The sequence below is a fragment of the Candidatus Zixiibacteriota bacterium genome, from assembly GCA_020853795.1.
In the GTDB taxonomy this organism is placed as follows: Bacteria; Zixibacteria; MSB-5A5; order CAIYYT01; family CAIYYT01; genus JADJGC01.
In genome coordinates, this window is the sequence record JADYYF010000192.1 from 1 (window position 1) to 19,108 (window position 19,108).

At 58.0% G+C, this 19,108-nt stretch carries 15 protein-coding genes; 7 read left to right on the forward strand and 8 right to left on the reverse strand.

Annotation, left to right across the window (positions count from 1 at the left end):
• Positions 1–152 precede the first annotated feature (152 nt).
• The 6 genes from IT585_14420 to IT585_14445 all read right to left on the reverse strand — a co-directional run bounded on the left by IT585_14420 (position 153) and on the right by IT585_14445 (position 5,635).
• Entirely contained in the window at positions 153–1,271 is a 1,119-nt protein-coding gene (locus IT585_14420; protein MCC6964444.1) for an AIPR family protein, read from the reverse strand.
• A 704-nt stretch (positions 1,272–1,975) separates the two neighbouring features.
• Positions 1,976–2,878, reverse strand: a complete 903-nt coding sequence (locus IT585_14425) for a hypothetical protein (protein MCC6964445.1) — start codon at positions 2,876–2,878, stop codon at positions 1,976–1,978.
• Positions 2,875–3,321: a zf-HC2 domain-containing protein gene (locus IT585_14430; protein ID MCC6964446.1), complete on the reverse strand. Its 447-nt coding sequence runs from the start codon at positions 3,319–3,321 to the stop codon at positions 2,875–2,877. The genes IT585_14425 and IT585_14430 overlap by 4 nt, the downstream gene beginning before the upstream one ends.
• Positions 3,321–3,830: an RNA polymerase sigma factor gene (locus IT585_14435; GenBank protein ID MCC6964447.1), complete on the reverse strand. Its 510-nt coding sequence runs from the start codon at positions 3,828–3,830 to the stop codon at positions 3,321–3,323. Before IT585_14435 ends, IT585_14430 begins: the two co-directional genes overlap by 1 nt.
• Before the next feature lie 66 nt (positions 3,831–3,896).
• A complete protein-coding gene (locus IT585_14440; protein MCC6964448.1) occupies positions 3,897–5,138 on the reverse strand; it encodes an NAD(P)/FAD-dependent oxidoreductase in 1,242 nt (413 codons plus the stop codon).
• A gap of 50 nt (positions 5,139–5,188) precedes the next feature.
• A complete protein-coding gene (locus IT585_14445) occupies positions 5,189–5,635 on the reverse strand; it encodes an Rrf2 family transcriptional regulator (protein MCC6964449.1) in 447 nt (148 codons plus the stop codon).
• Positions 5,636–5,953: 318 nt separating this feature from the next.
• Here IT585_14445 and IT585_14450 point away from each other — a divergent pair, with 318 nt between their 5' ends.
• The 3 genes from IT585_14450 (at position 5,954) to IT585_14460 (ending at position 9,054) form a co-directional block, all read left to right on the forward strand.
• A complete protein-coding gene (locus IT585_14450) occupies positions 5,954–6,328 on the forward strand; it encodes a response regulator (GenBank protein MCC6964450.1) in 375 nt (124 codons plus the stop codon).
• Positions 6,329–6,483: 155 nt separating this feature from the next.
• Positions 6,484–8,094 (forward strand): phosphoenolpyruvate carboxykinase (ATP), encoded by a 1,611-nt coding sequence (pckA, locus tag IT585_14455; GenBank protein ID MCC6964451.1) that lies wholly within the window; start codon positions 6,484–6,486, stop codon positions 8,092–8,094.
• 126 nt (positions 8,095–8,220) lie between these two features.
• Positions 8,221–9,054 (forward strand): hypothetical protein, encoded by an 834-nt coding sequence (locus IT585_14460; GenBank protein ID MCC6964452.1) that lies wholly within the window; start codon positions 8,221–8,223, stop codon positions 9,052–9,054.
• 22 nt (positions 9,055–9,076) lie between these two features.
• On the opposite strand, the gene IT585_14465 is transcribed toward IT585_14460, so the two are convergent.
• Positions 9,077–11,038 carry a sulfatase-like hydrolase/transferase gene (locus IT585_14465; GenBank protein ID MCC6964453.1) on the reverse strand — a complete coding sequence of 654 codons (1,962 nt, stop codon included), beginning with the start codon at positions 11,036–11,038 and terminating at the stop codon, positions 9,077–9,079.
• Between the two features lie 188 nt (positions 11,039–11,226).
• On the opposite strand from IT585_14465, the gene IT585_14470 reads away from it, so the two are divergent.
• The 4 genes from IT585_14470 to IT585_14485 all read left to right on the forward strand — a co-directional run bounded on the left by IT585_14470 (position 11,227) and on the right by IT585_14485 (position 17,162).
• Positions 11,227–11,811: a polyisoprenoid-binding protein gene (locus IT585_14470; protein ID MCC6964454.1), complete on the forward strand. Its 585-nt coding sequence runs from the start codon at positions 11,227–11,229 to the stop codon at positions 11,809–11,811.
• Positions 11,812–11,992: 181 nt separating this feature from the next.
• On the forward strand, positions 11,993–13,504 hold the full coding sequence (locus tag IT585_14475; protein MCC6964455.1) for a carboxypeptidase M32: 1,512 nt from the start codon (positions 11,993–11,995) through the stop codon (positions 13,502–13,504).
• A gap of 150 nt (positions 13,505–13,654) precedes the next feature.
• Entirely contained in the window at positions 13,655–16,537 is a 2,883-nt protein-coding gene (gene uvrA / locus IT585_14480) for an excinuclease ABC subunit UvrA (GenBank protein ID MCC6964456.1), read from the forward strand.
• Between the two features lie 190 nt (positions 16,538–16,727).
• The gene (locus IT585_14485) at positions 16,728–17,162 is read left to right on the forward strand and encodes a transposase (protein MCC6964457.1); all 435 of its coding nucleotides are present in this window, start codon (positions 16,728–16,730) and stop codon (positions 17,160–17,162) included.
• A gap of 609 nt (positions 17,163–17,771) precedes the next feature.
• Here IT585_14485 and IT585_14490 read toward each other — a convergent pair.
• Positions 17,772–19,108 (reverse strand): hypothetical protein (locus IT585_14490; GenBank protein MCC6964458.1); only part of this gene is annotated, 1,337 nt, incomplete at its 5' end.

Below are 19,108 nucleotides of genomic sequence, written 5' to 3' on the forward strand. Positions count from 1 at the left end.
AGGCCGCGCGCAGAATCGTCGCGTCGAACTTGTTCGCATGAACGACTAACGTTCGAATCTACAGGCAGCGCGCAGCGCGCTGTATCTGACTAAGCAAAAGCGTCCCGGGAGACCGGGACGCTTTTGTGTTAGGGGTGGGGCGCTAACTGCTGTTACTTGGAGGATAGATATGCTACTTGCACCGATTGGTAACACGCTTGCCAGACAAGCGGTGACTTACCGGTCTTTGAAGGGTTCTGGGCGTCAAGTGCAAAGTTTCCAATAGTATCGGCGAGTTTCAGTCCAAGATTGCTTCTTATTAGTTCGGCTGGATCGAGTCGTTTCCCCCAGACATACCGGCCGGATTTCTCTTCGAGGAGCGCTCTGAATGCACCAAGAATCGGATAGGTGAATCCGTCAGGCACCCCGTACTTCGTTTTCCGGCCACTGAACATTAGTTGTGTTGGGTGCTTGTATGTCTTTACTCCGGTGAGCTTGCCGAATTTTCCGCCGGAAACATTACCGGTCTGCCCCCGGACTCGATTATAGTGTTCAGGGAGGTACTCCTGAATGAGATCATACAGATCGATTATCTCTTTGGCGAGCGGGTAGATCTTCCTATATGACTCTGAGTGGTCCTTGAAGTGCTTAAGACAAGCAGCCTTCGAACGATAGGTGTTGATTGGATGGACTGCGTCGGTGAAGTTGTCACGATCGAACGCTGTGAGAATCGCAACGATCACGCGAACGTCAATCGGCTTTGGGTCACCTCCTTCATCAACCTCGAATTCCTTGAATGCTATCTTATCGAAGTAAGCCGCACCTCTCAGAGCGTCCTTTAGCTTGTCGAATTCACCTGCAAGATTCATTAGGCTTTCGTCGCGAACCTGGTTTGAAGTGTTCCTAGCATCGACAACTTGAATAATGTCGTCGTGAGAAAATCCTTCCAATATTTCCACCTTAACGAACTGAGTCTCATTGTCACCTTCTCGTTCTTCCATAATGATGTTGTAGGTATGTCCGCCGTCCAATAATCCGTGCAGGTTGGGATCAGACAATACAATCTTCACCTCAGCCGTGCGGTTGTCATACACAACCGAATCAGCTGAGATCACAATCCCGCGGTTCATGAACAGGAACATGTCTGGCTTTTCCCTGTAGCTTGCCCGAATCGCATCTGGCACGGTGCCAGTAAGCTTCGGATCGCGAACGTTGATTTTTCGCCATCCTTCCAATGTGGGCAGGTCCTTAGTGTCGAGAACTGCGTAGTAGTTCTTGAGACCGTTCTTCACGAATGGAGTCTCGAGGTTACGGAAACAAATGACGGGGAATTTGATTGTGAATTGGTGCGGCATAGAGCCCTCGCAAGTTAATGTTACTTAAACTCCACCCTCAGGCTCATTCCTAGAGGGCGCGAACGCAGGAGACCTGCAATTCGACGAGAAGTATACCAGCTTCGAGATCCCGCGTCAATCACTTTCTTCATCTTCATCTTGTTCATGTATCGTCTCTGTCAATCGCTGGCCCCGATGAATTGCCAATTGCCACTCTGAGCCTGCGGGTCCTGCAGAAGAAACGATCCGCAAGACTGGCTGTAGGTCAGGATCCCCGCGATCCTGACATTCTGATTGCGAACTTTTTATTGCCCATATCCCGTACCACGTCAACCGCTTACGCCGCATTTCCGCCCTTCGGACTCAGGGCGCGCCGACATATGTGATGCCCTGACGTACACCATTTTCCAAGCTGCAGAGCGCCATTTTGCGAAGGGTTTTCTTTGTAACCCCATCAACACCATCACCGGCTTTTGGAAACTTGTAGTACTTCACTCCAAAAATCAGACGGCGGTACTTAGTGGAGGACCGAGGCTGGTCGCGTCAATCGGGGCGGGCAGAGATGAGTCGAAGCGGCGAAGGCGATGCGACTACTTGTCGAGTCGCCTTCAATGGCCGTAGCGTGACTATCACGACGTCACATAGGGAAGAATCTGAGTGAGCTATCGCTCCGGCACAATAGTCAGCGTGTCCTCGATTTCAAATCCTTCGATGGCGGGGACATCCGGAGGAAATACTAGCCGTAGCTCCTTGCCTGGCGTGAGAGTGACCGTTTGCGTGTTGCGCGAGGAGTACTGCATCGTCGACTGGCTGGTCGGCTTCTGGCCGCCTCGCGCCGCACTGAGCATGTACTGACGCATCAATGTCACTTCGCATTGCGTCTCCGCCTGCGCGGCGCCGGCCGCACCCGGCATTCGGATTTGCACTCGATACATCACTTCCCCCACCCCCGACGGGTCACCCGCCGGGAGCGGAAAGCGGACGTCGAAGTCGTATTGGTCGGCCAGCAGAGTCTTCACGTTGCGCTCCCGGGCAACGTGTTTGCCGTCCCGCAGCAGCGTCGATGTCAGCGTCACGGCATTTCGGCTGAATCCCGAAATCGAGGCCGAGCCATCGCTGAGAGCCGTGGCCTCCATGAAGACCGTGCGCGCGTCATCCAATCGATACGAGCACAGCAGGACGCTCTCATCAAGCGTAAATTCGCGCTCGGTGGTGGTTCGCTCGGCGGCGCCGGGTTTAGACGGAGCGCGATATCGGAGCGCGTGCGTGGCGGCGCTGATTCGAGACTCGCTGACCATCAGGTTGAAGACCAATTCGAACTGCAGGCCGCTTTGGCGGAAGCGCGTTACGTCGCTGGTTATCCCCGATGTGCCGTCGGCAATGTAGTACACTCCGTCGCAGCGTGAATCGCTCGATACATCGTAGACCAGCGACATTTCGTCAAGCACTTTGCCGCTGGAATCCTCGGAGTAGACGTGAACCTGCAGGTAGCGAGGCAGGGAGGCGGCATGGATATTGGCGGCCGTCAAGGCCAAAACTATCGGGATCAGCAAAAGGCGTTTCATGATTCCTCCTGGCGCATGACAGAATCGGTTGTTTCAGGTTGTTCCGGCTGGGCGACTGCCGGTTTGACGCGGATCACTTCGACGGCTTGCACCAGCCCGGTGTTTCTTGATCTGCCGGCGGGGGTCTCCGGCGTGCGCAGAAGCAGCGTCCAACCGCCGATCAGCAGAATTGCGATGCCGGCTGCAACCGGCACCGGCACCGACAACCGGCGCCGCCACCACGGCATGTTGACTGTGCGCTGCGACTGCAAGACGGAAGCCGCCTCGGTCGGTTGCGGCAGGCGCTGGATCACGTCGCGGACGCGGCGGCACGACTCGGCAAATGCTCGACAGGAGGCGCAGTCCCGCAGATGTTCGCTCAGAGCGCGTGCCTCCGCCTCCGGCAGCTCACTGTCGAGTTGGTCCGAAATTAATCGTTCGAATTCGTCACAAGTTCTTATCATCAGCTTTCTCCCAGTTTCTGCATCTTCTTGCGAATGCGATGTAGGCGAACGCGGACCGCCTCGGCAGATGTTGCCAGCATGGCGGCGATCTCATCGATCGAGAACTGTTGGAGTTCGCGCAGCAGGATCAAGTCGCGTTCTTCCGGTTCCAGGCGGCCAAGCACTTCCTCGATGAAGCGTTTGGTTTCGGCGTCGATGGCGGATGCCGGCGGAGCGATCAGCTCCTGCAGCCGCGCCTGCGTCTTGGCAGCGCGCAGTCGGCCGAAGCAGAGGTTGCGGGCGCAGATGAAGAGCCAGTCCTGCAGGCGCGACTCAATTGCGAACTGGCCGTTCTGCGCGAGCAGGCGCAGAAATGTCTCCTGCACGACCTCCTGGGCCGCACCGTGGTCGCCGAGCACGTACGCGCAGTAATTCAACAGCTTGCGGCTGTGCCGCTGATGGATCCGCGCCAGAGCCGCGCTCTGACCGTGGCAGTAGGCCGCCCAATCGTGTCTGTCGATGTCGTCCATCGTTCGTCCTAAAGACACCGCGCGACGTGAAATGTTACAGAAATAGTTCGACGGTCCTGGCTGGCGTTACCGGCCGATACTTTCGCCCGCTACCCAGCCGGTCGACCAGGCGGCTTGGAAGTTGTAGCCGCCGGTGATGCCGTCGATGTCGAGAATTTCGCCGGCGAAATAGAGTCCCGGGCAGAGGCGGCTTCCCATCGTGCGGAAATCTACCTCCTTAAGTCGCACGCCACCAGCCGTGACGAATTCATCTTTGAATTCTCCCTTGCCGGTGATCGCGAAGCGGGCATTGGCCAGTTGTTCGACCAGTGCCGATTGTTGTTCGCGAGTAATGTGCGACCAGGTCAATTCCGGTGTGATTGCAGAGCCGGCAACGATTCGTTCCCAGTAGCGGCGGGGGAGGTCGTAAAGCGGGTGCGCGGTGATCGCCCGCCTCGGATGCGCCACACGATAACGGTGGAGATTTTCTTCGATTGTGGCGAGCGACTGCTCCGGCAGCAGGTTGACGCGCAGGATTGCCTGATAACGCGTTGTGAACAGGAGCCGCGCGCCCCAGGCCGACAACTTGAGCACGGCCGGACCCGACAGACCCCAGTGGGTGATCAAAAGGGGTCCGCGTTGCTCGAGTGTATTGTCGCCGACCTCCAGCGTCAAGGCGACATCAGGGAAGCTGATCCCCGACAGCCCGTGAAGCCGCTCATCTTTGATCTTGAAAGTAAACAGCGACGGCACCGGCGGAATGATCTTGTGCCCGAGCGAGGAGGCAATCTCGTAGCCGATCGGACTCGAACCGGTCGCCAGCAGAACTCGGTCAAATTCCGTACTTGTGCCGCCTTTGAAATTAATCCGAAAGGTCGGAGATTCATCATTGTCTCGACTAATGCCAGTCACCCGCGCATGCAGTCGCAGGGTGACTCCGGCGGTATCGGCACTGTGCTGGAGACATGCGATGATTGTCGCGGAATCGTCGGTGACGGGAAACATGCGGCCGTCATCCTCCGCCGTGAGTCGCACTCCGCGCGATTCGAACCATTGCACGGTATCGCGCGGCTGAAAGCGTTGAAAGGGTCCGATGAGTTCCTTAAATCCGCGCGGATAGCCCTGCAGAAGGCGGTCGATGTCAAAGCAGTGATGCGTGACGTTGCAGCGGCCGCCGCCGGAGACGCCGACCTTGTAGAGCGGCTGGCGGGTCGCTTCAAGAAGTTCAATTCGCGCATTGGGGAAAGTCCGCGCGGCATTGATCGCGGCGAAATAGCCGGCGGCGCCGGCTCCGACGATTGCGATGCGCAAACCGGTGGAGGTGGACATGACACAGGAATAAAACCGATCTGGAACGGAATGTCAAAACCGATCGGTGCTCAAGTCCGGTCGGAGGGCGGTGCCGAAGCCAACTTGTCGACAACGAGCCGAGACAGATCGGCAATGGTCAGTTGCTGCGCTTTGACAATCACCTGCTCCTTGAATTTCAACCACTGATCATGGAAGGCACAGGGAGTTGCCGGCGAGCAGACTCGCAGCCCCATGCAGCACTCATCTTCAAGCTTGCCCAGGCTGTCCATCGCCGCCATGATCCGGTAGAGCGTCACGTTACCGGGCTCGACCGCCAGCGAGAACCCGCCGGTCGGTCCCTTGGTCGAATTGACGAATTTCTTGCGCACCAATTGGCTCAGAACCTTTGCCAGGTACTGCTCGGGGATTTCCAGCTGTTGTGCGAGTTCGCGCACCTTGATGGACTTGCCGGGAGGAAGCGCCGCCAGCAAACCGAGAGCTTCGATGGCGTAGGCGGTTGACTGAGGGTAGAGCATGCAGGTGTTTCCCCTAATATTGCCAATGTAGTTCCGTGTTCACGATATTCCGGTCGCAATTTGCCGGTTTTTCTGATGGCTGTCAATTGTAAAAGTCGCACTGGTCATCCCGGGTGGACAGGAAATTGCAGGCAGACCGGGTTCGTATGTTTTTGTCGATCAGTGGCTTATTGATTTCTCCCTGAATTCGACGCCGCGATCTCATTTTCAGGTAAATTTTGTCATATTTGTGATTGGCCGGACTAAATAGATCATGTATATTGTCGACAATAGGATCAGCAACTCGACTACCACTGCAAGGCAGTGAGGAGGTTTACCATGTTTGCCGCCAGCCGTCAACGCAAAGGCACCTTAACTGATCTCCTCAGTGATCATCATCTTCTGCGCGACGCGCGCTCGTTAATCGTCGAACCCGACCCGATGCGCCAGACTGAAGCCCAGCTTGCCCTATACGCGTCCGGCGGGGGCACTGCCGACATTGCCCTCAATTTGAGCGCAGCTTTCGAGATGCTCAAGCACCGTCGCTACGCCGTGCTGCTGGTCGATTATCGTCTGCCCGATGGCGATGGTCTCGAACTGCTCGACTGGGTTGATGACGAGACCGAAGTCATCATGCTGGCTGTGTCGGCGGCGCGCAGCGGCGTCGGGGCGCAGTCGCACTCCGACTGGAGCCGCGCCGCCTGCCCGGCTTAGGTGGCAGCCGCTTGCTTTTGCTCCTATATAACGCCATATTGTCACCGATTTGAATGCGCTCGCATTCGCCGACCACCGTATAACCATTCGATACTTGAATCGTGCCGGCCGGCATCGCGCCCGCGGGCCGCATCAACCTGAACGGGAAAGAGGCTATGACCGTAATCTCCACCGGTAACAGCAAAACGCTTGCGGAACTGGGGCTGCACAATCTCGGAAACGTCTTCTGGAATGCCACCACCCCACAGCTTTACGAAGAAGTGGTTCACCGCCACGAAGGCTTTGTCGCGCATCACGGCGCGCTCGTCGTGCGCACCGGCCAGCACACCGGCCGTTCGCCCAACGACAAGTTCATCGTTCGCGATCGGATTTCATCGGACAAGATCTGGTGGGGCGAGGTCAACAAGAGCTTTGATCCGGAGCGGTTCCACACGCTCTTTCACCGGCTCCAGGCTTACTTGCAGGGCAAGGACATCTTCGTGCAGGATTGCCACGCCGGCGCCGACTTGAAATTCCGCGTGCCGATTCGCGTGATTACCGAGGATGCCTGGCAGAGCATCTTCGCGCGCAACATGTTTCGCCAGATTCACGATCCGGGTGAACGCGAGCAGCACGTGCCGGAGTTCACGATTCTCGCCGTGCCGCGATTCCGCGCGATGCCGGAATTCGACGGCACCCGTTCCGAGTCGTTCATCATCATCAGCTTCGAACGCAAACTGGTCCTGATCGGTGGCACCAGCTATGCCGGTGAGATCAAGAAATCGGTCTTCACCATTCTCAATTACCTGCTGCCGCAGCACGGTGTCATGCCGATGCACTGTTCGGCGAACATCGGCAAGGCAGGTGACACGGCACTCTTCTTCGGCCTTTCCGGCACCGGTAAGACCACATTGTCAGCCGATCCGGAGCGCCTGCTGATCGGCGATGACGAGCATGGCTGGTCCGATACCGGCGTCTTCAATTTCGAGGGCGGTTGCTATGCCAAAGTCATCCGGCTCTCGGCGAAAAACGAACCCGACATCTTCGCCGCCACCCGGCGCTTCGGCACGATTCTGGAAAACGTCGGCTTCGATGTCGACTCGCGCCGCGTCGATCTCGACGACAATTCGCTAACCGAAAACACGCGCGCCGCCTACCCCTTGAGTCACATCGCCAATTCAGTGCCGGAGGGTGTTGGCAATCACCCGCGGACGATCGTGATGCTGACTTGTGATGCCTTTGGTGTCCTGCCGCCGGTCGCGAAGTTGACGCCGGAGCAGGCGAGTTATCAGTTTATTTCAGGGTATACTGCGCGCGTCGCCGGCACCGAAATGGGCCTGGGCAACGAGCCGAAGGCCGTCTTCAGCACTTGTTTCGGCGCACCGTTTATGGCGTTGCCGCCGTCGGTATACAGCTCGTTGCTGCGCGAGAAGATCGCCAAGCACAAGGTCTCCTGCTGGCTGGTCAATACCGGCTGGAGCGGAGGTCCCCACGGTGTCGGCCAGCGCATCAGCTTGCCGCATACGCGCGCGATCATTCATGCCGTGTTGTCGGGCGAACTCGAAAGAGCGCCGATGCGCACTGATACGATCTTCGGTTTGCAGGTGCCGCAGGCCTGCCCCAACGTGCCCACGGATATCCTCGATCCGCGCAGGACGTGGAAGGATAAGGACGCTTTCGACAAGCAGGCTAAGGCGCTGGCGATGATGTTCCATGAGAACTTCACAAAGTTTACCGACGGACTGCCGGAAGAAATCAAAGCTGCGGGCCCGACCTATCGCGGTTAGCGCGCCGTCCAACGCAGGTAATCAAATACGATAACAATTGCCGGCTGCCGCCGTTACGCGGTGGCCGGCAAACAGCGACAAAGGTAGCCGGGTTGCGCGCAGGGCGCGACTCAGGAGGAAACGCTTATGGCTCGAACTTTGCGAGTGATGGGTGTTCACGGGGTCGGCAATCACCACACGGATCTATCGTGGCAGAGCGGCTGGCAGGAGGCCATCCGGTCCGGTGTGACGCACTGGAGTCCCGACCTGCGCCTCGAATTCCATTTTCCGCTGTATGACGACATCTTTGCCACTGACACAATCACTCCCGCCGCGATCGCGATCGCAGTCGCCAAACTGCTGGGCAGCGGCATCGTCTACGGCATCGGCGACCTCTTCCGCCGCCGCGGTCTGGCAACACTTCCGGAACGCGTGCGGTGGACTGCCGGCATGGTCGTACAGTGGGCGGAGAACGACAAGCTGCGCGAGGTACTGCGACGCCGCCTTTGTGCTGAAATCGCGAGCTTCCAACCGGATATCGTCGCCGCCCACAGCCTCGGTTCGCTGGTCAGCTACGACACCTTCATCCACGAGCCGGAGAAGTCCCAGATTGCCGGGCGCACCTTTATCACTTTCGGCTCGCAGATCGGCAATCCCTTTGTGCGCGGCGTCTTTGGCGGTCGGCTGGTGCCGGTTGTGGCGCAACATTGGTATCACTTATTCAACCCTGAAGACGACGTGCTGACGGCGCCGATCCGTCTCGATGATCCGTGCTTCGAGCAATTGGACACATTCTTTGACATCGCCGGCGCCGCCGATCACGCTGCCGAGTGTTACTTGCGCCACGCCAACACCGTGGCGACCGTGTATCGGCGACTGGCGGCTGATCCTCAAACAACTGGTGGAAGCGACAACCCAGCGTTTGCACGATCTCGGCTGCACGCAGTCACCGCACATACTCGGAGCCGGCAAGCCCTTTGAACAGCCGATCCCGTGGTGATCGTTACAGGCGCAAGCGGCCCGTTGCGAAGAGATGAAAGGCGGTCTGGTAGTAGGCAATCGCATCGCGGAGGATGCCGGCGTCTGGTTCCAGCGGCAGCGGCTCCAGGGTGGACTGATTGCGCCGGAACATTTGATCGTCCTGCCGGATTCCGAGCACCGCCAGCGTGTCGTTGCGCAGCAGGGCCACATCGCGATTGTGCGAGATCAACGCCATGGCGCGGTCCGACTCGATCCGGAAAATCGAGCGGCCGAAGAAGCGCGATTGATAGCTGAAATGCAGCAGATCGAGCAAGGTTGGCGCCAAGTCCATTTGCGAGGCCAGCAGATCAATGCGTTGGGCTGACGGAATGAGCGCGGGGGCATAGAACAAGATCGGAATTTCATACGACGGAAAGGGGATCTGCTGCGAGCCATAAACGCGGGCGCCATGATCGCCGAGAATGACGAAGATGGTGCTATCGAAGTAGGGACGGGTGCGGGCATCACGGATAAATTTCCCCAGCGCAAAATCGGCGTAGCGCACCGCGTTCTCGCGCGTCCGCTGCTCCGGATCGAAAGGAATCACTCCGGCCGGGTAGGTGTACGGCTTGTGATTCGATACGGTGATCAGGGTCGCGAAGAACGGCCCGCCGAGCGTATGGAGCGAGTCGAGCACTGACAGGGTCTTGTCGAAGAGATCGCCATCGCAGACACCCCAGATCGTGCTGAAGGTCTGATGCGCGATGTCCGTTTGATCGATAACCGTTTCGAAGCCGTTGGTTGCCGCGAAGTGGCCGAAGTTGTCAAAGAAAGAGCGGCCGCCGTAGAGGAAGACCGTGTGGTAGCCCTGCTCACGCAGCAACGCCGGTAGGCTGAAAAGTCCCTCCGAACCGGGGCGTTTGACAATCGACTGTCCCGGGATCGGCGGGAAGCTCAGCAAGCTGGCTTCGAGGCCGCGAACCGTACGATTGCCGGTGGCGTAGATCTGCGTGAACAGCATCCCGTTGAGGGCGAGTGAGTCCAATTGCGGCGTACAACGCGGGCCGTCGGGATGCAACAAGCCGGAAAATTCCGAGCCGAGGCTTTCCTCGAGTACCAGCACGATATTGGCGCGGATGGGCAGAGCGCCGCCGTCGATTGTGCGCGCTAGCGGCACCGGGTTGTCGTCGGAGTTGAAGCGCGCATCCGGCGTAACCGTCAGGGCCTGAAGCCGCCGGCGCGCTTCCGACTCGTCGATCTGCGTGTAGTAGGCATCGTAGTCGAGCTGATTGGTGAATGCGGCGTAGAAGAACGAGTAGTAGCCGTTGCCGGCGATCTCATCAACGACGCGATTGGGGGAGATGCGCGTCAGATTGATATTGAGTCCGACTGCGCCCGCCGCGACCAGCGCAATCATGCTGACGAGAAAGGCGAGGCGCTTACGGCGCGGTGTCGGTTGCGCCAGCGCCGTCGCGACCCGGCGCCGCAGCAGCACCACGATCACCAAAGTCGCGAGCAGCACGCCGATCAGGACTTCCAGCACCGGATACGAATCCCAAATGTTGATGAAGACTTCATGCGGGTAAAGCAGATAGTCCACCGCCACGTAATTGAAGCGCGAGTTGAATTCATCAAAAAAGAACAGCTCGACGGCCGCGAGGTAAAGCAGCAAATAGACGAAGACCGTCAGTCCGGCGAAATAAAGCCAGCGTGTCAACCGCCAGCGCGCGACCCGACTCGACAACGACAACAAGATCGCCGCCATCGGCAAGGTCGCGACTAACGCGACGAACACGTCGAACACGATTCCCAGCAAAAACGCAATCAGGACACTGCCGAAATTGCCGGCAACTTGCGACCAATGCAGGATTACCAGCAGCAGGCGCGTCAGGGTCGCCACCGCCATCAGCAGCAATACCGGCAATAGAACCGCAAAGCGGCGATCGGACGCGGCTGCAGCGGCGAAGTTGCGGTTGGAAGGAACAGCAGTGAACGTGTCAGTCATAATGATGAGTTGTACAAACGTAACCGGCCGATAGCCGCGGGCAAATCGGCGTTAATTGGGACAGCGCATTTATCTCGACGGCAGGGAACCATCTGGTACCTCCGGCGGTTAATCTCAACGAGCTGCAAGTCAGCGGAAGTTGGAAGGATTATACACTTATGGCAAGTGAAGTATTTGGAGGTAGTTGGATGATGAATCACATCTTGATCACGTTGGCGTCAGTACTGGTGGCTTCGACCGCGTTTGCCCAGACCTGGACGATCGACAAGACGCATTCCTATGTCGGATTCAAGGTCAACCATCTGGTCGTCAGCAAGGTTAAGGGACAATTCAGCGAATTCTCCGGCGCCATCTCCAATTTTGACGGTAAGGATTTTAGCAAGGCCTCGGTCGAGGTGAGCATTGATCCGCGGACGATCGACACGCAGAACGAGAAGCGCGATCAACACCTGCGCAGCTCCGATTTTTTCGCGGCTGATTCAATTCCGGAAATGAAATTCAAGTCGACCAAGATTATTCCCGGGAGCGGCAACAAATTCCAGGTCATCGGTGACCTCACCATGCGCGGCGTGACCAAGCCGGTAACGCTGGACGCCGAGTTCAACGGCGCCATCGCGGGCATGCGCGGCCAGACCGCAGGATTCTCGGCCGTCGGGAAGATCAATCGCCAGGATTGGGGCGTCTCCTGGAGCCGTGCGCTTGACAACGGCGGATTGGTCGTCAGTGACGAAGTGGAGCTGAATCTCGAAGTCGAGGTCAATCAGCAACAGTAAGTCCGTTTGTCCACCCTATTCACATCGAGGCCCCGGCCGACGCCGGGGCCTTTGCGTTTCTTGCCTGCCGGCAGTGGTCAAATGGGCGCCCAAGCGGGTTGCGCCCGCCCGCCGGAGTGGTTATACTTGGCCAGACGTTCTCAAGTACGAACAAGGCTGTTCTTTCCATAGGAGAAGCACGATGTCCAAGCAAGCCATGGCCGAATTGAAGCAGCTCATGAACGAGGTGACTTTGATTGGTTCCACTGCCGCCGTTCTCGGGTGGGACGAGCGGGTCTATATGCCGCGCAACGGGTCGGCGCACCGCGCCAACCAGCTTGCGTATCTGTCCGGACTGCGTCACGAGAAGTTTACGGCGCCCGTCGTCGGTAAGCTGCTCGAGCAGGTCGAAGGCACGGCGTTGGTGAAGGATCCGATCTCGGCGGATGCGGTCAATATCCGCGAGATCCGCCGCGCTTACGATAAGGCCACCAAGGTACCGAAGAAGCTGGTCGAGGAGATTGCCCACACCGAAACCGTCGCGCAGAATGCCTGGGTTGAGGCGCGCAAGAAAAACGACTTCAAGTCATTTCTGCCGCATCTCGAGAAGATGATCGGCCTGAAGATCAAGTATGCCGAAGCCGTGGGCTATGACGAGGTGATTTACGACGCGCTGCTGGACGACTACGAGCCGGGTGCTTCCACCAAGTCGGTCACGGCGGTGTTCAAGGAATTTCGCGAAGAGCTGGTACCGTTCGTGAAGAAGATTCTCAACGCGCCGAAGAAGCCCGATGTCTCGATTCTCGAACGCGAATATCCCGTCGACCGCCAGCGGATTTTCGGCGAGGCGGTGGCGGCAGCGATCGGCTTTCCGTTCAGCGATGGCCGGCTCGACGTTACCGTGCATCCGTTCTGCACCGGGATCGGCCCCGGTGATTGCCGGATTACGACCCGCTACAATGTCCGCCACGTCAACGAGGCGCTGTTCGGCACGATGCACGAATCGGGACACGCGCTCTACGAACTCGGCCTGCCGCGCGAGCACTACGGTATGCCGATGGGAGACGCGGTCAGCCTCGGCATCCACGAGTCGCAGTCGCGGATGTGGGAGAATATGGTCGGCCGCTCCAAGCCCTTCTGGAAGCACTTCTACGCGCTGGCGCAGGGCACATTCCACGAGGCGCTGGCCGACGTCAAGCTTGACGATTTCTACTTCGCGGTCAACGACGTGCGCGCCTCGTACATCCGCGTCGAGGCCGATGAGGTGACTTACAATCTGCATATCATGGTCCGCTTCGAACTCGAGCAGGGAATCATCAGCGGCGAGATCAAGCCAAAAGATATTCCGGCGGCCTGGAACGAGAAGTTCACTTCGTATTTCGGCATCACGCCCAAGACCGACCGCGAAGGTTGCTTGCAGGATGTCCACTGGGCGGCCGGGCTGTTCGGTTACTTCCCGACCTATGCGCTGGGGAATCTCTACTCGGCACAGTTTTTTGCCAAAGCCAAGCAGGACATTCCCGATCTGGACGAACAATTCGAGGCGGGCAAGTTTGACGCGCTTCTGGGCTGGCTGCGCAAGAACATCCACAGCCAGGGTCAACGGTATCGTTCGGAAGATTTGGTGAAGGTTGTCACCGGCAAGAAGCTGTCGCACAAGCCGCTGATGGCATACCTGGAGAAGAAGTTCAAGCCGCTGTATGGGGTGAAGTAGACTTCGAAGCTGTTTGGACAGGCCGACTTAAGCCCGCGGTTCCGATGGGACTGCGGGCTTTGCTTTTCCGGAATAGATTTCCCTGAATGTGATTGCTCCCCCGCCACTGGCGCCGTATAATGTCAAGTTCACTTTTTTCGGAGGATTACTGTGTCATCTGGATATATACGGATCAAAGGCGCCCGCGAACATAACCTCAAGAACATCGATATCGACATCCCGCGCGACAAGCTGGTCGTGATCACCGGCCTGTCGGGGTCGGGGAAATCCTCGCTGGCATTCGATACCATCTACGCCGAGGGGCAGCGCCGCTACGTCGAGTCGCTGTCAGCCTACGCCCGGCAGTTTTTGGGGTTGATGGAGAAGCCCGACATCGACTTCATCGACGGCCTGTCGCCGGCGATCTCGATCGAGCAGCGCTCCGCCAGCAAGAACCCGCGCTCGACCGTCGGCACCGTGACCGAAATCTACGACTATCTGCGCCTGCTTTTCGCCCGCGCCGGCGAGCCGCACTGCTATGTCTGTGGTGCCAAGATCGCGCAGCAGACAGTCTCGCAGATTGTCGATGCCGTGATGGCTTATCCCGAGAACAGCCGGATCCAGATTCTGGCACCACTGGTGCGCGGGCGCAAGGGGGAGCACCGCGAGATCTTTGAGGAGATCAAGAAGCAGGGCTTCACGCGCTTGCGCGTCGACGGCGAGACGTTCGAAATCGATGCCGAGATCAAGCTCGACAAGAACAAGAAGCATACGATCGAGGTGGTCGTCGACCGCCTCGTGGTCAAGCCGGGGATAACGACACGGCTGGCCGACTCGATCGAAACGGCGATCAAGCTGACCAGCGGCGTGGTCGGAGTGCTTCAAGGCAGCGAGGAACCGCGCATCTTCTCGACGCACTATGGCTGCCCGAATTGCGATATCTCGTTCGAGGAATTGTCGCCGCGGATGTTCTCGTTTAACTCGCCGTACGGCGCCTGCACCGGTTGTTCGGGACTGGGGCACAAGATGGAGGTTGACCCCGATCGCGTCGTGCCTGACCCGTACCTGTCGATCAACGACGGCGCGATCCATCCCTGGCGCGCCGACATGTCGAACTGGTATCGCGTGATGCTGCGCGGGGTGGCAGAGCGTTACGGCTTCAAGTTCACAACGCCGTTCAAGGATTTGACCAAGGAACAGCAGCAGGCGGTGTTGTACGGCACCGACAAAGAGTTGACCTTTCGCTACGAGTCGCGCGAAGGCCGGCATAAGGGCGAGTATCGCGGCAAGTTCGAAGGCGTGATTCCGAATCTCGAACGGCGCTACCGGCAGACGGAATCCTCTGGAATCCGCCAGTGGATCGAGACCTATATGTCGATGTCACCGTGCCAGGTGTGCAAAGGGTCGCGGCTTAAGCGCGAAGCGACTTCGGTCTACGTCAGCTGCGAATCGATCGCCACGGTGACGGCGATGTCGGTCAAGCGCGCGCACAAGTTCTTCCATACCCTGACGCTGACGCCCAAGCAGGCGACGATCGCCAAGCAGATTCTCAAGGAAGTACGCGAGCGGCTGGGATTCTTGATCAATGTCGGGCTCGATTATCTAACCCTCGACCGGATGGCTTCGACGCTGTCGGGCGGCGAGGCGCAGCGCATCCGGCTGGCGACGCAGATCGGGTCGCGGCTGGTGGGGGTGCTGTACATTCTCGATGAACCGTCGATCGGCCTGCATCAGCGTGACAACGAGCGTTTGCTCAATACGTTAATGGAGCTACGCGATCTCGGCAACACGGTGCTGGTGGTCGAACATGACCGTGACACGATTGAGCGCGCCGACTGGGTGATTGATCTGGGTCCGGGCGCCGGAATTCATGGCGGGCAGGTCGTCGCAGCGGGCACACCCAAGGCGATTGTCAAGAATCCGAAATCGCTGACCGGCCAGTATCTGTCGCGGCGGCGGTCGATTCACGTGCCGGCGCATCGGCGCTCCGGCAACGGCAAGACGGTGTCGCTACGGGGCGCGCGCGGGAATAATCTCAAGGAAGTCGATATCGAGATCCCGCTCGGCATCTTCACCTGCGTCACCGGCGTTTCCGGTTCGGGCAAGTCGACGCTGATCAATGAGACGCTGTACCGGATCATGGCGCGGCACTTCTGGGACGCCAAGCACGAGCCGCTGCCGTACAAGAGCGTCAATGGACTGGAGCATCTCGACAAGGTGATCGACATCGACCAATCGCCGATCGGCCGCACGCCGCGCTCGAATCCGGCGACGTACACCGGCACGTTTACCTTTATCCGCGACCTGTTCGCGCAACTGCCGGAGTCAAAAATCCGCGGCTATCTGCCGGGGCGGTTCAGTTTCAACGTGCGCGGCGGACGCTGCGAGGCTTGCCAGGGCGACGGCATTATCAAGATTGAAATGCATTTCCTGCCCGACGTGTACGTGCCCTGTGAAGTCTGTCGCGGCGAGCGCTACAATCGCGAGACGCTGGAGGTCAAGTACAAGGGCAAGTCGATTGCGGAGGTGCTCGACATGACGGTGTCGGAGGCGCTGACCTTCTTTGCCAGCATTCCGTCGTTGCGCAAGAAGCTGGAGGTGTTGCAGCAGGTCGGCCTGGGCTACGTGCATCTCGGCCAGCAGGCGACCCAGCTTTCCGGCGGCGAGGCGCAGCGCGTCAAGCTGGCGACCGAGTTATCGAAGACGGCGACTGGGAATACGCTCTACATCCTCGACGAGCCGACCACCGGGCTGCATTTCGAGGATATCAAGATGCTCCTCGGCGTGCTCAACGAGTTGGTGGAGCGCGGCAACACGGTGGTAGTGATCGAGCACAACCTCGATGTGGTCAAGACGGCGGATTATGTGATCGACCTCGGGCCAGAGGGCGGCGATGAAGGCGGAATTGTCGTGGCGGCCGGCACGCCGGAGGAAGTGGCGGCGGTGAAGAGTTCATTCACCGGCCAGTTCTTGCGCGACGAGTTGGCGCGCGAGAAGGCCACCGCGCCGGCGAAATCGCCGAAAAAATCGGGGCGCGTGAAGATGGCGGGGTAGGGGGGAATCAGATTCGCAATGTTTCGTAGGTCAGGATCCCTGCGATCCTGACACCGACATGTTCAAACATAGACACACGTCAGGATCGCAGGGATCCTGACCTACAAGGTGGGTGAGTGGTATGTCCAATCTCAGGCGATATGACCATTACGGCAATTGGGTATTCGTAACGATCGCAACCCATAATAGAATGCCGATTCTCGTGGACAATGCGGACTTGCTAAAGGCGGCGATCAAGAAGACTCGAGAGCGGTTAAAATTCAGAGTTGAAGCGATTTCCGTTTTGCCTGATCACTTTCATGCGGTTCTTGAACTAACCGAGTCAACGAGTTCCGATGTTGTGCACGGGATCAAGCAGAGTTTCATGATGCAATTCAATCAGCGAGTAGGACGTCGAAATGGCAGAGTCTGGCAGCACCGCTTCTGGGATCACATCATTCGTGACGAAACCGACTTGCGCCACCACCTTGACTACATTCACTACAACCCTGTGAAGCACGGCTTAGCTGAAAGTCCCTTTGTGTACAAGTTTTCAACAGCGAGAAAGTTCCTCGAACGCGAACAATATGCTCCAGACTGGGGAAGGATCGAGTTCGATGATGGTAATCTCGATTATGGCGAATAATGACACCTAATTCGTAGGTCAGGATCCCTGCGATCCTGACTTTCATGTGCTCGAGTGTTTCAGCGCGTCAGGATCGCAGGGATCCTGACCTACAAAGCTGAACGTTTCTTATATACAACTCCCTCACTTGAGCCAATTGTCACCGATCCGAAATAGTTGTCAGCGGGTAGAGCATGTAAGCCGAACGCCTGGCGTGACTGCAAATCGTGTACAACATTTGGAACGGACATAAGACCGACAAAATTGCTGTCAAATGTGACATAGTGGGTTTCGGCATCGTAGCTCCAGAGACCGGAGGCCGAATCAGCGAAATCGTGTTCAATGAGCGCAACGACTTGAACAAACCTATGATCTGGGTACAAGGTCAGAGTTGCTTTCGTCCAGTTGTGCTCTGCTGAGTAAACTCCGGTTAGCTCTGAATCATCATTGGGATGACAAGAGATCAACCAACACAGGAGGGGAACAAGGATTATTGGTCCAAGTCGCCTACCAATGGCATTTGTATTCATCGATCGCCTCTTTCGATTCAGTTCGTAGGTCAGGATCCCTGCGATCCTGACTTTTATATCCTCAGAAAGCTCTGAACGTCAGGATCGCAGGGATCCCGACCTACAATTCCATCTCGGCGTACTCGAGTTTGGCGAGACGGCGCGGGATCAGTTTTTTGAGCACGAGTCCGGCCAGGGCGATTAGCAGCAAGAGCGCGGCGACGATCATCGCATAGCCGATCGCACCGCCATAGCCGAACTTCGACAAAACCATCATCGGGATGATAATAAACGCGATCGGGACGAACATGCCGATGATGTAAATCATCTGCCGCTGGCCGGTGCGAGCCGGAACGCTGAAGGGGATGCGCGGAATCAGGATGATATTGAACCGCACGAGCAACACCATCATCAGGAACAACACCAGACAATGCAGGAACGAGTGCAGGTAATTGCCGAAGAAGTAGCCGAGAATTCCCACCAGCAGTAGCGCATACGGCAGGCAGAAGAAGAGAATCGCGAATTTGCCGGAAGCCATCACCAGTTTGGTGCGTTCGGCGGGCGACGAGAAGAACACCCACGAGGCCGCCGCCGAAGATGAGTAGCCGGTGCTCGACACGACTATAAAGGGCATGATCGCCACGGCGAAGTAGAAAAGGAAATTGCCGGAGGACTTGGCGTCACTGTCGGGTACGAATGGATCCACCACCATGTTGCCGTCGCGGATTCCCATAAACAAATAGAACAGCGTCAGCGGGACGATGACCAGAATCGCCATCTTGAAACGATTGTCATACTTGAACTGCGCGCGGATCAATTTGCGCACAGCGGTGTCCTCCGAGGTGGAGACGGTATCGATCAGGCGCCCGAAGATCGACTTGCGCGCGCGGGTCGACTCCGACTTCTCCTGTTTCTCAACCATTTCGGTCAAAGTCAGCGCGTAGCCGGAAGAGAGGCGCGCCATACCGAAGTAGGCGAGCACGATCAGCGCTGCCACGCCGGCCAAGGCCGCCAGCAGATGATCGGTGCGAAATGATTCGAGCGGCAGGGCGGTCCAGGCGGCGTACCAGGCGGGCGGCGCGAGGTTAAGCGCGGGCAGATCGAGGCGGCTGGTATCAAGCTTGCCGATAAAGTCAATCGCCTGCGGGAAGAAGATGTAGCCGGCGTAGAGCACGGTGATGAAGAGCAGTTGCGTATAGCCGAGGACGCGGTTCATGGTGCTGCGATTGACGACGCGCAACATCAGGCTGTAAAAGACAATGAAGAAGAGCGCGGTGGCCAGCGCGGTCGCCCAGCCGGAAAGGAAAGTCAGCGGTCCCATCCACCAGGCATGGAAGCGAATTGCGGCGACGACGGCTGGCGCAGCGACTATCGCGAAGGCCAGCACCGAAACATAGCCGGCGAAATGCGCGGCTTTGACGGCAAAAAAGGTTTTGGAACTGACCGGGTGCGGCGACA

Coding starts and splice junctions, on each gene's coding strand:
- IT585_14425 (MCC6964445.1), bottom strand. CDS start 2,878: ATGAAACGCCTTTTGCTGATCCCGATAGTTTTGGCCTTGACGGCCGCC.
- IT585_14430 (MCC6964446.1), bottom strand. CDS start 3,321: ATGATAAGAACTTGTGACGAATTCGAACGATTAATTTCGGACCAACTC.
- IT585_14435 (MCC6964447.1), bottom strand. CDS start 3,830: ATGGACGACATCGACAGACACGATTGGGCGGCCTACTGCCACGGTCAG.
- IT585_14440 (MCC6964448.1), bottom strand. CDS start 5,138: ATGTCCACCTCCACCGGTTTGCGCATCGCAATCGTCGGAGCCGGCGCC.
- IT585_14445 (MCC6964449.1), bottom strand. CDS start 5,635: ATGCTCTACCCTCAGTCAACCGCCTACGCCATCGAAGCTCTCGGTTTG.
- IT585_14450 (MCC6964450.1), top strand. CDS start 5,954: ATGTTTGCCGCCAGCCGTCAACGCAAAGGCACCTTAACTGATCTCCTC.
- pckA (MCC6964451.1), top strand. CDS start 6,484: ATGACCGTAATCTCCACCGGTAACAGCAAAACGCTTGCGGAACTGGGG.
- IT585_14460 (MCC6964452.1), top strand. CDS start 8,221: ATGGCTCGAACTTTGCGAGTGATGGGTGTTCACGGGGTCGGCAATCAC.
- IT585_14465 (MCC6964453.1), bottom strand. CDS start 11,038: ATGACTGACACGTTCACTGCTGTTCCTTCCAACCGCAACTTCGCCGCT.
- IT585_14470 (MCC6964454.1), top strand. CDS start 11,227: ATGATGAATCACATCTTGATCACGTTGGCGTCAGTACTGGTGGCTTCG.
- IT585_14475 (MCC6964455.1), top strand. CDS start 11,993: ATGTCCAAGCAAGCCATGGCCGAATTGAAGCAGCTCATGAACGAGGTG.
- IT585_14485 (MCC6964457.1), top strand. CDS start 16,728: ATGCCGATTCTCGTGGACAATGCGGACTTGCTAAAGGCGGCGATCAAG.